The 14,810-nt window shown below is 51.6% G+C and carries 12 protein-coding genes; all 12 read right to left on the bottom strand.

Annotated elements, in window-relative coordinates:
• Window positions 1–81 precede the first annotated feature (81 nt).
• A complete protein-coding gene (gene argH, locus EDM58_RS22340) occupies window positions 82–1,527 on the bottom strand; it encodes an argininosuccinate lyase (protein WP_122915294.1) in 1,446 nt (481 codons plus the stop codon).
• Window positions 1,524–2,783, bottom strand: coding sequence for an argininosuccinate synthase (locus tag EDM58_RS22345; RefSeq protein WP_122915295.1), 1,260 nt, complete (start codon window positions 2,781–2,783; stop codon window positions 1,524–1,526). Before EDM58_RS22345 ends, argH begins: the two co-directional genes overlap by 4 nt.
• Before the next feature lie 161 nt (window positions 2,784–2,944).
• On the bottom strand, window positions 2,945–3,376 hold the full coding sequence (locus EDM58_RS22350) for a DUF4760 domain-containing protein (RefSeq protein ID WP_122915296.1): 432 nt from the start codon (window positions 3,374–3,376) through the stop codon (window positions 2,945–2,947).
• Between the two features lie 137 nt (window positions 3,377–3,513).
• Window positions 3,514–4,266: an HD-GYP domain-containing protein gene (locus tag EDM58_RS26310; protein ID WP_246000972.1), complete on the bottom strand. Its 753-nt coding sequence runs from the start codon at window positions 4,264–4,266 to the stop codon at window positions 3,514–3,516.
• A 568-nt stretch (window positions 4,267–4,834) separates the two neighbouring features.
• Window positions 4,835–5,386, bottom strand: coding sequence for a DUF5317 domain-containing protein (locus EDM58_RS22360; RefSeq protein WP_023555341.1), 552 nt, complete (start codon window positions 5,384–5,386; stop codon window positions 4,835–4,837).
• Window positions 5,387–5,818: 432 nt separating this feature from the next.
• Window positions 5,819–6,790: an ornithine carbamoyltransferase gene (gene argF, locus EDM58_RS22365; protein WP_122915298.1), complete on the bottom strand. Its 972-nt coding sequence runs from the start codon at window positions 6,788–6,790 to the stop codon at window positions 5,819–5,821.
• On the bottom strand, window positions 6,735–9,977 hold the full coding sequence (carB, locus tag EDM58_RS22370) for a carbamoyl-phosphate synthase (glutamine-hydrolyzing) large subunit (RefSeq protein ID WP_122915299.1): 3,243 nt from the start codon (window positions 9,975–9,977) through the stop codon (window positions 6,735–6,737). The genes argF and carB overlap by 56 nt, the downstream gene beginning before the upstream one ends.
• A complete protein-coding gene (locus EDM58_RS22375; protein WP_122915300.1) occupies window positions 9,970–11,076 on the bottom strand; it encodes a carbamoyl phosphate synthase small subunit in 1,107 nt (368 codons plus the stop codon). Before EDM58_RS22375 ends, carB begins: the two co-directional genes overlap by 8 nt.
• 143 nt (window positions 11,077–11,219) lie before the next feature.
• Window positions 11,220–12,395 carry an aspartate aminotransferase family protein gene (locus EDM58_RS22380; protein ID WP_122915301.1) on the bottom strand — a complete coding sequence of 392 codons (1,176 nt, stop codon included), beginning with the start codon at window positions 12,393–12,395 and terminating at the stop codon, window positions 11,220–11,222.
• Window positions 12,392–13,180: an acetylglutamate kinase gene (gene argB / locus EDM58_RS22385; RefSeq protein WP_122915302.1), complete on the bottom strand. Its 789-nt coding sequence runs from the start codon at window positions 13,178–13,180 to the stop codon at window positions 12,392–12,394. The genes EDM58_RS22380 and argB overlap by 4 nt, the downstream gene beginning before the upstream one ends.
• A gap of 13 nt (window positions 13,181–13,193) precedes the next feature.
• The gene (argC, locus tag EDM58_RS22390; RefSeq protein WP_122915303.1) at window positions 13,194–14,234 is read right to left on the bottom strand and encodes an N-acetyl-gamma-glutamyl-phosphate reductase; all 1,041 of its coding nucleotides are present in this window, start codon (window positions 14,232–14,234) and stop codon (window positions 13,194–13,196) included.
• Between the two features lie 127 nt (window positions 14,235–14,361).
• A complete protein-coding gene (gene cccB / locus EDM58_RS22395; protein ID WP_122915304.1) occupies window positions 14,362–14,748 on the bottom strand; it encodes a cytochrome c551 in 387 nt (128 codons plus the stop codon).
• Between the last annotated feature and the right edge of the window lie 62 nt (window positions 14,749–14,810).

Raw genomic sequence — 14,810 nt, forward strand, 5'->3', positions numbered from 1 at the left:
GTCTCTCCTCTGACATCCAGTCATACAAAAAACCTCCAGGTGCCGCTAATGAAGCGGACTTGGAGGTTTGTCTATTTCTGATTACGCTGGCGACCCTACATCAATTAGTGATTCAATCATAACCTTCTGACTGTTTTTATCTACCCAAGCATGCGTGTCTACGAGCAGCTTGCGGTACACCTGGATCTGCTCTTCGACTTGATTGCGAGCTGTGCCGCCGAGGACATTGCGGGCATTGACCACAGTCTCCACCGCCAAAGCCTCGTACACATCTTCGCCAATCACGCCGGAAAAGCTCTGGAATTCAGCCAAGGACATGTCCAGCAAGTATTTGTTGTTTTCGATGCAATACAGAACCGTCTTGCCCACGACTTCGTGCGCCTGGCGGAACGGCATGTTTTTGCGGACGAGATAATCGGCCAGATCGGTCGCATTGGAGAAGTCCTGCGTGACTGCCTGACGCATCCGGTCGGAACGCACCTGCATCGTCTTGATCATCGGCGTCAGCAAAGCCAGCGCCCCGTGCAGCGTCGCTACCGTATCGAACATGCCTTCCTTGTCTTCCTGCATGTCTTTGTTGTAGGCGAGCGGCAAGCCTTTCAAGACAGTCAGCAGGCCAATGAGATTGCCGTACACACGTCCTGTCTTTCCGCGAACCAGCTCTGCCACGTCCGGGTTTTTCTTTTGCGGCATGATGCTCGATCCGGTGCAGAACTCATCATCCAGCTCGACAAAGGAGAACTCCTGGCTGCTCCAGATCACCAGCTCCTCGCACAGACGGGAGAGATGTGTCATGACCAGCGAGGAATCCGCCAAAAACTCCACGATAAAATCCCGGTCGCTCACGGCATCCATGCTGTTTTGGTAAACACCGTCAAATTGCAGCAGCTCCGCTACAAATTTGCGATCGATCGGGAAGGTCGTTCCCGCCAACGCGCCCGCTCCCAACGGAAGGACATTCACCCGCTTCCAGGTCTCTGTCATGCGCTCGATGTCGCGCTGCAGCATGGAGACATATGCCATCAGATGGTAGCCGAACAGAACCGGCTGCGCGCGCTGCAGATGCGTATAGCCCGGCATGACCGTATCGAGATGCTCGCTGGCTTTTTCAATCAGCGCTTCCTGCAGATACATCGCAAGCTGAATGATCTCCATCAGCTTTTCTCTGAGGTACAGGTGCATATCCGTTGCTACCTGATCGTTGCGGCTGCGGCCGGTGTGGAGCTTGCCCCCCACCGGACCGATTTCCTCGATCAGCATTTTTTCTATATTCATGTGGACATCTTCGTGGGCGACAAGAAATTGCGCCTGCCCACGCTCGATTTTGTCCTTTACCTTTTTCAAGCCGGCGATAATCTGTCTGACTTCTTCCATTGGCAGGATGCCGCACTTGCCCAGCATGGCTACATGTGCCAGGCTACCGACGATATCCTGACGCCACATCTGCTGGTCGAAAGAGATGGAAGCTGTATACTCTTCTACGAGCTGATTCGTCGGCTTCGTGAAGCGTCCTCCCCACAATTTCATTGCTTGATCGCATCCTTTTCGTCCAAAATCTTGATGGCTGTATTCACGTTCTCATGCAGAACGCCTTCATTCACTTCTGCATACACCTTGGTCGGCAAGCCCCACAGCTTGATGAAGCCAAGCGCTGCTTTGTGGTCAAACTGGTCGCCGGCATTGTAGGTTGCCAGCTCGTGGCTGTAGAGAGAGGAAGCGGATTTGCGCCCTACCACGATCGCATGACCTTTATGCAGCTTCACGCGAACTACACCAGTCACATGTTTTTGCGTTTCCTCGATGAAGGCTTGCACCGCGTTGCGGATTGGGGAATACCAGAGGCCTTCATAGATTACTTGCGCCATTTTTTGCTCGATGATCGGTTTGAACGATGCGACCTCACGCGGCTGAGTCAAGAACTCCAACTCGCGGTGAGCCAGAATCAATGTCGTTGCAGCAGGTGTTTCGTATACTTCACGCGATTTGATGCCGACCAGGCGGTTCTCTACGTGGTCGATGCGGCCCACGCCATGGTTGCCCGCGATCTTGTTCAGCTTCAGAATCAACTCGGAGAGCGGCAGTTCTTCGCCGTTCAGAGCTGTCGGCACGCCTTTTACAAACGTGATCTCGATTTCTTCTGCTTCGTCCGGAGCATCTGCGATAGATTTGGTCAGATCATACGCACCTTCCGGAGGAGCTGCCCAAGGATCTTCCAGCACGCCGCACTCGCAGCTTCTGCCCCAGAGGTTTTGGTCGATGCTGTATGGATTGTCCAGGTCGATCGGGATCGGGATATTGTGTTTTTTGGCATATTCGATCTCTTCATCGCGCGTCCAGCCCCATTCCCGAACAGGAGCCACGATTTTGATGTTCGGGTTCAGCGCTGTGAAGGACACGTCAAAGCGAACCTGGTCGTTTCCTTTACCGGTGCAGCCATGGGCTACGGCTACTGCTCCTTCTTTCTCTGCGATTTCCACCAGTACGCGAGAAATCAGGTAACGGGACAGAGCAGATACCAGCGGATATTTCCCTTCATACATTGCATTTGCCTGCAAAGCCGGCAGAACGAATTCCTGTGCGAAAGCCTCTTTGGCATCCACAACGATGGATTTGAGGGCACCGACCTGCAGCGCTTTTTTCTGCACGAAGTCCAAGTCTTTTCCTTCGCCTACGTCCAGTGCCACCGCAATTACGTCGTAGTTGTATGTTTCTTGCAGCCATTTAATCGCTACTGATGTATCTAAACCGCCCGAATAGGCCAAAACGATTTTTTCTTTAGACATCTTTCTTCTCTCCTTAGTGCCGAAGTTTTTCTTATGTGAGTAATTATACAAAGTAACTTATAAAAATACAACCTCTTTTCTCGAAACATCTCCCCTTTTCCACAGCCAAATAAAAACTGCCGAAATCAGACTCATCTCATTCGGCAGTTCTGCGGACGTTCCTATTCGGTTAGGTAGGATACTTGGGGAACATAGGCTGCTCCCTTCTTTTTGCCGATCCAGTCCCGCTCGGCGATCGCCAGCAGCTCAAAATTCTCGGCGATATGAATATCTCCCTGGGAGCGCCAATCGGCAATGACCGGGTACATTTTGTCATAGAATCCATTAATGTACCACATGTCAAAAAGAAGGTCCGGATGTATAAGACCGTTTTTATGCAGTACGCCCACCATTTCAAAAAATCCGTACAAGGTGACAAAATGGGTAAAGCCCTCGCTTCCTCGCGGGAACTTCTCCCAAAATGCAGCAGGATTCACCCTTGCTGGTCCGTTCAGCTCCTGGGCAAACCAAGCTTTGGCCGCTCTCATCCGCTCCGACTCATACTGATTGTACAGCTTGAGAATCATTTCTCCATCTTGATAGGTAGGAATCATAGTCCCCGACTCTCCCCTTTCCATAATCAGGTAGACACTTTTATTATTGCGAGTCTCGTCCTCTTATGCAAGCGGCTTTCCACGTAGCTGTACTATAGAAAAATAGAAAAAACCGTTTGCCAGGATACGCTTCCTTTCTAATGGAATGCATCCTGAAACGGTTTGTGTTCTTGCCCATTCTGCCTGATGATTTTTTCTAGCTCTTCCCGCGGCAAACTGTTGATTACCACGATGAAATGGCTTGCCAGCTCTTCGTCAAACTGTGTCCCTGCTCCGCGTCGAATCTCTTGCAAGGCTTGATCGATTGGCAATCCTTTGCGATAAGGCCGATCTGCCACCATGGCATCGAACGCATCTGAGACAGCCAGAATACGTGCGATGAGCGGTATCTCGTTTCCTACCAAGCCGTCCGGGTATCCTTTTCCGTCAACCCGTTCATGATGGGAACGAATAGCAGGCAACAGCTCATGAAACATCCCAGCCTGCTTGATAATCTCATATCCGATCACCGTATGCTGTTTGATCTTATCGTATTCCTCCGGTGTTAATCTCCCTTTTTTATTCAGAATCTCATCTTCAATCCCGATCTTCCCAATGTCGTGCAGAATGCCGCCAAAATACACTTCATCGACTTTTTCCGAAGAAAGGCCGATCTGCTTGGCGATTTCTCTGCCCCAGTAAGCGACTCGCAGAGAGTGTCCGCTTGTGTAGCGATCGCGCGCATCTATGGAGGCCGCCATCGTCGTCAGGAAGTTGTGGTTGAAACGCTTGACTTCCTCCACTTTTTGCTGGAGTTTTACAACATTGTCGTAATAATGGTGGAAGACGAAGCTGATCGTTAAGAAGGCAATCACCATAGGCACCAGGGCAATGACTCCATAGTACTCCACGAGGCGAGACCCAACTCCAGCCAAGATCAGCAGCAATAAATAGGTTGAAGTAAATCCTTTGGATATCGCTATTACCGTACGAACCCAGCCCTTGTTTTGAAAATAGGAAATAGCCAGGCCTACCAAGACTAAATTAACGAACCAGTATACGACTGTCAGTATCAAATCTGAAATAAGCGGTGATAGAAAGTCCACACTTTTAAGCAAAGTGTTTAGATAAGCAACCGTCCATATGGTCATGAGCAACTGACCAATATTCATAAGTGCCTTTAATGGATTAATACGAACGAGCGTTGCAATAATAATGGCCTCAATAACTGCTGTCCAAACACCGACCCAAACTCCATAGAGAAGAATGCCTGAAAATATGACTGCATTGTTCACGGTCATAATTGTGTTTGCGTTTCTTACAGGAGTAAAACATGAAAAAATGGTAAGGAGAGTATAAATAAATAATACTCCCCAATGTTCTCTTGGCTCCCATTGAGACAAAGATGAATAGAAAATACTGATTGCAGCTACAACGAAACCAATCTGGACTATAATCCCCTTAATATAGAATCCAATTTTATTTTTTTGCCGCATAGCTCTTACCTTCTCGAAGTCGTATTAAGGAGATTGGTTTATTCATCAGGCGTTGGACAAGCAAAAACGCTCCCAGCATGATAAAGATATCCCCGATACTAATCACTCGTGGAATGATGGAAGGCATGTAGATCACATCTGTTAGAAAGGGGAGATTGGTGCTTTCCGTCAAAACGCTATGCTTGAAATTGGTTCCGTTCACTACCTCTTCAAAATTATAGGGCAATTTTCTCGCCTGCACGGGATCAATCGGCATTTTGCCACCATTTGTCCAGATTGCAAGCGAATTCAAAAACCAACCAACCATGAAAATTCTGATGTCTTCAAACTCTCGATTGAAAACAAGGAATGCCAGGATGAACAAATAAGCAATTGATATGAATATTCCACCGATTAACGGGAAGAATACGGCACATACCTGTAAGCCAATCGTGATAACCAAGAGATAAATTTTTTGGAACTTCGGAAACTCTTTTATTCTCCCACCCCGTATTAAGGCCACGAGGAAAGAAAAACAAATGACGTCCAGTAGCATGTCATTTTCCTCCAGGTTTAAGAAAAAACACCACTTGAAACAAGCGGTGTTTCTTCATTACGGTTAATTAGCCAATATGGTAGTTTGCCGATGTAGCAGCTACGATTGCTACCACCATCATAATTGCTGCGAACCATTTTTTCATCTTCATTCCCCCTCCTCGTCACAATAGTGGAGAAAGCTGGTTTCGCTACTTGTTCAAGGTAGAAGCCAAGCGACCATATACAGCTTCTGCCTCCCTTCCTCTCAAAAAGAGAGGGCGGATTCGCTACTCGCTCCGTACAGACCAAGCGACCAAATAAAGTCTGCACTTCCTCGCGCTTTCTTACCCATATTTTACATGTTCGTGACAAATTTCGGCAATGCCCGTTTTCTATTCTAGCAGTTTTTTTGCAAATTGATTCTATAGAACTAGATGAACTAGATCGAACCTCATACTAAAGCTGCAAGAATTGCCTTTTGGGCATGGAGTCTGTTCTCTGCCTGATCGAAAATGAAAGAACGGGGGCCATCGATGACACCTGCTGTCACTTCTTCGCCGCGATGGGCCGGCAGACAGTGCAAAAAGAGATAGTCGTGGTCCGCATGCGCTACCAGCTTTTCATTTACCTGGTAGTCGGCAAATGCTTTCAGACGAACCTCATTCTCCGCCTCAAAGCCCATGCTGGTCCATACGTCGGTATACACCGCATCCGCTCCCGCTACCGCCTCGACGACATCATGCGTCAGCAACAGCTTGCCGCCGCTTGCCGCCGCGTACTCCTTCGCCTTTTGCACAATCGCGCTGTCCATTTCATAGCCGACTGGCGTTGCCACACGCATATCCAGGCCAAGCAGTACGGCTGCCAGCACCAAGGAGTTGGCGACATTGTTTCCATCGCCAATGTACGCCAGCTTGACGCCCTGCAGCTTCCCTTTATGCTCCCAGATCGTCAGCATGTCTGCCAATGCCTGGCACGGGTGGTAGAGATCCGTCAGACCGTTGATGATCGGGATCGAGGCATGGTGAGCCAGCTCCTCCACGTACTCATGAGAGAAGGTGCGGATCATGACGGCATCTACATAACGGGAGAGGACCTTGGCGGTATCGCTGATTGGTTCTCCGCGCCCTAATTGCAGTTCTTTTCCACTCAAAAACATGCCCATGCCGCCGAGCTGATACATCCCTACCTCAAAGGAGACGCGAGTACGCGTAGAAGCCTTGTCAAAAATCATCCCGAGCGTCTTGCCCTGCAAAGGTTGGAATGGCTGTCCATGCTTCTGAAGCTGTTTGATATGAGCAGCCAGCTGCAGCAGCTCCATTAGTTCTTCACCGTTGAACTCGTCGATGCGCAAGAGGTCTTTTCCTTTATGCTTGCTGAGCGGCAAGTTGGGTAAGTGTTCCAATATCTTCACTGGCTGCATGAGAGCCACCTCTTTTCTTCAAAATGGACTGCACGTACAACTCAAACGTCTCGACTGCGGAAAACAGCGGCACACCTTGCTGGACCAAACGGCTGCGCAGTGCAAATCCAAGACGTCCATGACGATTTCCTTTGGTTGCCGTCACCAGGGCAAAGGCAGCCTTTTCTTGCTGCAGCAGGGAGACCAGCTGGGCATCCTGTTCGAGCACATGAGCCACTTCAATCTGGTGCTCGGCGAGCCAAGCTGCCGTGCCTGCCGTAGCTGCGAACACCGCTCCCTCTTCTTTCATCTGCGCCAAGGTTGCCGCTACTCCAGCTTGCTTGTCGCTGTCTGTCAGGGAGACAATCACGAGGCTGCCTGCTTGCCAATCGCCATACATATTGTCCTTGAAAGCAAATGCCTTGCCTGCCGCCTCTGCGAACGATCGTCCCAAGCCGAGCACTTCCCCGGTCGATTTCATCTCGGGACCCAATGCCGGGTCGACTCCATTGAGCTTGACCGTTGAAAAGACAGGGGCTTTCACTACCGCAAACGGAATTTCCGGCAGCAATCCGGTTCCAAAATTCATGTCCTGTAGCTTCTCACCCAATTGCGCCCGTACCGCCAACTGGACCATCGGGATGCCGGTTACTTTGCTGGTAATCGGAACAGTACGCGAAGCGCGCGGATTCACTTCCAAAACGTAAACAGTCGAACCGTCGATGACAAATTGAATATTGATCAGGCCGACTGCACCCATTTCACGGGCAATCGCTTCAGTATAGCTTTCGATTTTTTGCTTCACTTCTGCGGACAGCTCGGGGGCCGGGAAGAGGGCCACACTGTCGCCAGAGTGTATGCCGGCTTTTTCTACATGCTGGAAAATGCCCGGGATCAGCACCTGCTCGCCGTCGCAGACAGCGTCTACCTCCGCCTCACGCCCCGGTACATATTTGTCGACCAACAGCGGGAAGAAGGAGCTGCTGTCGGGATGATTCAGCCAATCGTTGATCGTGGCAGTCAGCTCGGTGACGTCATGGACGACCGCCATTCCCTGTCCGCCGATGACATACGACGGACGCATCAATACGGGATAACCGATCTCCTCGGCAATCGCCGCTGCGTCCTCCTGAGAGGAGACGCCTTTTCCGGGGATGTGCGGTATGTCCAGCTTGCGCAGCATGTCGTAGAACAGCTCGCGATCCTCCGCCCGCTCGATTGCTTCCAAGGAAGTGCCCAAGATCTTCAGACCGGCTCTTTCCAGCTTGGCAGCCAGATTGATCGCAGTTTGACCGCCGAACTGCACCATGACGCCTTCCACTTGCTCGTGTTCTGCAATGTGCAGAACATCTTCAACATGCAAGGGCTCGAAGTACAGGTGGTCAGCCGTCTCGTAGTCAGTACTGACCGTCTCCGGGTTGTTGTTCACCACAACTGCCTTGATCCCGCTCGCCTGCAGCGATTTCGCCGCATGTACGGAGCAGTAGTCGAACTCGATTCCCTGACCGATCCGGATGGGGCCGGAACCAAGCACCAGCACTTTGCGTCCTTCCAATGCTTCTACTTCATCCGTTCCCTGCCAATCGGAATAGTAATAAGGAGTTTGCGCATCAAACTCAGCCGCGCATGTATCGACGATTTTATACGTTGGCGCAATGCCAGCCTCTTTGCGGGCTGCTTTTATCTGAGCGGAAGTCGAGCCCGTCAAGGAAGCGATCGTCTCGTCAGCAAAACCGCGTTTTTTCGCTGTCCGCAACAGGTCTGTCGGCAAATCACGGCCCGCGCAGGAAGCCAGCTCTGCTTCCAAATCCACAATCTTGCGAACACTGCGCAAGAAAAACGGATCCACACCAGTCAGGCTGTGCAGTTCTTCTTCAGTGAAGCCTTTGCGGATCGCCTCTGCCAGGACAAACAAGCGAATGTCTGTCGCCTCCTGCAAGGCAACGCTCAATTGCTCGCGAGTCCATGCTGCCAGCTCAGGCCGAACGAGATGCGTGCAGCCCTGTTCCAGCGAGCGCACAGCTTTCAGCAAGCCAGCCTCCAGGTTGCGTGCGATGGACATGACTTCCCCTGTCGCCTTCATCTGGGTTCCCAGCTTCCGGTCCGCCAACGGGAATTTGTCAAATGGGAAGCGAGGAATTTTTACGACAACATAATCCAAAGATGGCTCGAAGCTGGCATAGGTGTACCCCGTGATCGGATTCGTCACCTCATCCAGTCCGAAGCCCAAAGCCAGCTTGGCAGCGATTCGGGCGATCGGGTATCCCGTCGCTTTGGACGCCAAGGCACTGGAGCGGCTTACACGCGGGTTTACCTCAATCAGTACATACTGATCGGACAATGGGTCGAGAGCGAACTGGATATTGCAGCCGCCGACGACGCCCAAGGAACGGATTACTTTGGTGGAGACGCTGCGCAGCATCTGATACTGTCGATCCGTCAAGGTCTGGGACGGCGCTACGACGATGCTGTCGCCTGTATGGATCCCGACCGGGTCCAGATTCTCCATATTGCACACGATGATGCAGGTGTCATTGGCATCACGCATGACTTCGTACTCGATTTCCTTCCAGCCTTTGACGCTGCGTTCGATCAGCACCTGTCCGATCGGGCTTGCCGCGATGCCTCCAGCCGCCACCTTGCGCAACGACGGTTCATCTGCTGCAATGCCTCCCCCTGCGCCTCCCAACGTATAGGCCGGACGCACAATGACGGGATAGCCGATCGAATTGGCAAACGCAATCGCTTCCTCGACGGATTCCACCGTGTCGCTCTCAGGCACCGGCTCTCCGATCTGCTGCATCAGTTGTTTAAACAGTTCGCGATCCTCGCCGTTCTGAATCGCCGCCAAAGGCGTTCCCAGCAGCTCTACGTTGTACTTTTGCAGCACGCCTGCCTCAGACAGCGCTACAGCCAGATTCAAGCCAGTCTGGCCGCCCAATGTGGGCAGAAGGCCATCCGGCCGCTCCTTGGCGATAATTTCCGTGACGGATTCCAGTGTCAATGGCTCCAGGTATACTTTGTCGGCCAGCTGCTCATCGGTCATGATCGTAGCCGGATTGTTGTTCACCAGGATGACCTGCACGCCCTCCTCCTTCAGAGAAAGGCACGCCTGTGCCCCTGCATAGTCAAATTCCGCTGCCTGACCGATGACAATCGGGCCAGAACCAATAACCAGTACTTTGTGTATGTGTGGCAATTTAGGCATATCTGTTCGCTCCTACTACGCGCATCGATTGCAAGAATTGGTGAAACAAATGAGAGGTGTCGCTCGGTCCGGGATGTGCCTCCGGATGGAATTGGACACTGAAAACGGGGAGGCTCAGGTGGCGGAGTCCTTCGACTGAACCGTCGTTGACGTTGCGATACGAGACCATCAGCTGGCGTTTGTCCAGCGATTCCTCTTTCACCACATACCCGTGATTTTGCGAGGTCATATATACTTTGCCGGTCTGCAGCTCCTTGACGGGATGATTTCCGCCGCGGTGACCGTATTTCAGCTTTTCTGTCTTCGCTCCATACATCAAGGCCAACACTTGATGCCCCAGGCATATGCCAAGCGTCGGATACTGCTCCACGAGCTTGCGCCATTCGCTGCAATAGGCGAGGAGATGCTCAGGATCTCCAGGACCATTGGAAAAGAGCAAGCCATCCGGCTGCAGTTCTTTGATCTGGGAGATGGGGGTGTCGAATGGCACCACGGTCACCTGGCATTCCAGCTCAAGCAGAGCGTGAAGTATGGAGGTTTTCATTCCCAAATCCACGAGCACGATATGTTCTCCGCTGCCTGCATAGCGGACGATCTGCTGTGTGGAGACATCCGCTACCAGCGATTTTTTTGCATGCTTGTTTCGCAGGGAGACGACTTCCTCCGCAGTCAAGATACGGTCCGAAATCACACCGAACAAAGGGCCGTCTTGCCGTACGCGTTTGGTAATCGTCCGGGTATCGATTCCAGCGAGGATCGGAAAGCCGTATTGGTCCGCGACCTCCGCCAGCGTTTTTTGGGATTGGTAATGGCTCGGCTCGTTGCACAATTCGCTGACGACCATTCCCGTGAGAGCTGGCTTTGCTGCTTCAAAATCCTGCTCGTTAATGCCGTAATTTCCGATCAGGGGGTACGTAAAGGTGACGATTTGACCTGCAAAAGAAGGATCGCTCATCACTTCCTGATATCCTGTCATGCCTGTATGAAAAACCACTTCGCCGACTCCGCCAATCAATGCACCGTATAGCGTTCCGGTAAACACCTCTCCGCTCTCCAGCGTGAGGTATCCTGTTCCATGACCTGTATTCTCTCTATTCATCTATGAAAGCCACTCCTCTCCAAAGGACACTCGCTAGCAAAAATATATGCAACCATGTGTATTAATATACATTTCATTTAATAAAAATGCAACGAGTTTTTTGAATCTCGTGACTCGTTGCAATTGCCAAACCATGGTTTTTTCTATTGCAAAGCTTCGTTCAGGACAGCCATCACCTGTTCGATTTCTTCCTGCGTCGTAATAAAGGAAGGGAGCAACCGTAATACATGGACCCCTGCTGACAGCAGCAAAACACCTTTTTCACGCGCATAGGCAATCACATCTCCGGCCGGAACGGCAAGCTCTACCCCCATCAGCAGGCCTTTGCCCCGCACAGCGATGATTTTATCCGGATGTGCTGCCTGCAGTTTCAGCAGTTCATCCATAAGCCTATTGTGAATCGCAGCGACCTTGTCGAGGATCTGTTCGTCCTCCATCGTCTCCAAGGTAGCGATCCCGGCCGTGGCAGCAAGCGGATTGCCGCCAAAGGTCGTTCCGTGAGTACCAGGAGTGAACGCCTGCGCTACCTCCTCCGTTGCGACAATCGCTCCGATCGGGAAGCCGCTGCCCAAGCCTTTTGCCAGAGAGATCGCATCGGGTTGAATCCCGTATTGCTGGAAAGCAAACCAGGTGCCAGTGCGTGCAATCCCGGTCTGAATTTCATCAATCAACAACAATAACCCGTACTCGTCGCACAATTTCCGCAATGCCTTGACCCATGCCTCATCTGCAGGATTCACGCCACCCTCGCCTTGCACCAGTTCCAGCATAATTGCGCAAGTCTTGTCAGTGATCACTGCCTTCACCGCAGACAGATCGTTGTAGGGGACAGTGACAAATCCGATCGGCAATGGTGCAAATCCGTCTTTGACCTTATCTTGCCCGGTGGCAGTCAAAGTGGCCAATGTCCGACCGTGAAAGGATTGGGCGAAGGTAATCACTTCATACTGATCCGTTCCCTTTATCTTTTGGGCGTATCTGCGGGCAATTTTGATCATAGCTTCGTTGGCTTCGGCCCCGCTGTTGCAAAAAAAGGCCCGATCCAGACCGGACAAGCGGGTCAGTTTCTCCGCCAGCACCTCTTGTTGCGGGATGTGATATAAATTGGAGCAATGCCATAAGGTATCCAATTGTTCATGCAGCTTCGCAGTCACCTTCGGCGGGACATGGCCTAGCGAGGTAACTGCGATGCCCGACGTAAAATCGAGATACGCTTTGCCTTGATCGTCCCAGACCTGGTTGCCCTGCCCTTTTACGAGGCTGATCGGCCATCTTGCATAGTTATTCATGAGATTCGTAAAAGCTGTTGCTGTACTCATTGATATACCCCTCCCCTAGTACGGACGGTTGTCCCTGCCTCTTTTCCTGCGCATACAGCCAGCAGATCTTCGGCCGTTCCTTTACAGATCACGACCTGTTCGACCCCTTGGCCGAGAGCGTCCAGCGCCGCCTGCACTTTCGGGATCATGCCGCCTGTAATCACTTCATCGGCAATCATCGCAGCGATCTCCTGAGCGTTGGTCTCCTGAACCAATGCCTTGCTGCCATCTAGAATCCCGGGCACATCGGTCACCATCACGAGTCTCTTTGCACCAAGCGCTGCGGACACAGCACCTGCTGCTACGTCTGCGTTGACGTTATAGGTATTGCCGCCATCCGCGCTGACAGACAATGGTGCGATGACTGGCAAATAACCTTGCGTGAGGATCGCGTGGGGAATCGCAGCATTCACCTGTCGGATCTCTCCTACCCAGCCGAGCGGCTTGCCCGTTTTCTCAGCGACAATCGTCTGTCCATCGATTCCGCTCATACCCCACGCTTTCGCTCCTGCCTGCGTCAAACGCCGTACCAATGCCTTATTGATGCTTCCGCACAAAACCATTTCCACGACACCAAGCGTATCTTCGCAGGTAACACGCTGTCCGTCGACAAATTGCGGTGTAATCTGAACCCGGTCCAGCATCGCGTTGATCGCCGGTCCCCCGCCATGCACAATCACCAGCTTTTTCCCATCCTGCTGCAGGCTAGCAATCGCCTGAAAAAAGCTGTCCGGCAATTGATCCATCGTACTCCCGCCGCATTTGATGACCACAATCTCTTCCATCTGTCTTCCTCCTCTACGGGAATACGGGGACCAGCGGCAATCCCATGGTTTCGGGCAATTCAAACATTACGTTCATATTGTGAATCGCTTGACCCGCTGCGCCTTTCACCACATTGTCGATCACAGACAAGAGAATGACTCTTCCGGTGCGTTCATCCACATGTACAGCAATATCGCAATAGTTGGAACCGTACACTTCTTTCGTCCGCGGATGGCTGCCAGCGGGACGAATCCGAACGAAAGGCTGGTCTGCATACGTAGCAAAGAACAGCTCCTGAATCTGCGCCTGACTTACTTGCTTGGTCAATTTGCCGTAAGCCGTCGCCAATATCCCCCGAGTCATTGGCACCAAATGCGGAGTAAACTGGATCAATGTCTCTACCCCGCTTTGCCGCGTCATCTCTTGTTCTATCTCCGGAGTATGCTGATGGCTTCCGACCTTATAGGCATGAATGCTCTCATTGATCTCACTGTAATGGACACCGAGAGACACCCCGCGTCCCGCTCCCGATACCCCTGACTTGGCGTCTACGATCCAACCGTCTGCTGCCACCCATCCGGATTTCGCCAGCGGCAGCAAAGCGAGCAGGGCAGCCGTCGGATAGCATCCCGGATTGGCGATCAAGCTGGCCCCTGCCACCTGTTCCTTATTCCACTCCGTCAAACCGTAGACAGCACGCTTGATCCACTCTTCTGGTGCCGCATCCTTTTTATACCACTCCTGATAGACAGTCGGATTTTCCAGACGGAAATCTCCAGATAAGTCAATCACTTTTCCTCCGAGCTCGACTACTTGCGGGGACAGCTTCGCACTTACTCCTGCAGGTGTCGCAAAAAAGACCACATCATTTTCCTTGCTGAGATGCTCGGCATCAATCGCTGACAATGCAGGCAAACCGAGATTATACACATGCGGAAATACCTGATCCAGCGGTTCTCCTTGCGATGAACTGGAATACAAATTTGCGATGCGCACTTGGGGATGTCCTGCCAACAACCGAATCAATTCCGCTCCCCCGTAGCCAGTCGCCCCTACAATTCCGACCCGAATCATGGTTTCTTCCCTCTCTTTATTCTGTATTTTTATACATGAATGATAATAAAAATTCAAAATGAATACAACCCTTTTTCATAGAAAAAACGCCCGAATGTAGCTCGGGCGCTTTCTTGTGGAGGGATATTTACTTTTTGTCAGCCAGCCAAGCAGCCAAGGTCTCAGCATCATTGCCTTTTACCAACCCAGGTGGCATCTGGCCTTTTCCATTCTTAAGTACGTCAAGAATTTGATCCTTGCTCATTGTTCCGCCGATTTTTTGCAGATTGGGTCCTACTGCTCCTTCAAGCGTTTGGCCGTGGCAACCGGCACAAGTATTTTTAAACAATGCTTCTGCCGTTGCCGCATCATAGCCGCCAGATGGCGCAGTGCCTCCCGTTCCTTGTTCAGGGGCCGGCGTCTGTGTCCCCGGCTGGTTGTTGTTGTTGGGTGTTGCCTGATTGTTTCCTCCACCGCAAGCACTTAGCGCGAACACGAGTACAGCCGCTACCAATGAGAGCGAAAAACGTTTCATGGGCTGTTCCCTCCTTTTCTCGATATTCTTCGCTAAGTATGCCCTGCGCGGTGTATTTCATT

Source organism: Brevibacillus panacihumi (assembly GCF_003710985.1).
GTDB classification, from domain to species: Bacteria; Bacillota; Bacilli; order Brevibacillales; family Brevibacillaceae; genus Brevibacillus; species Brevibacillus panacihumi.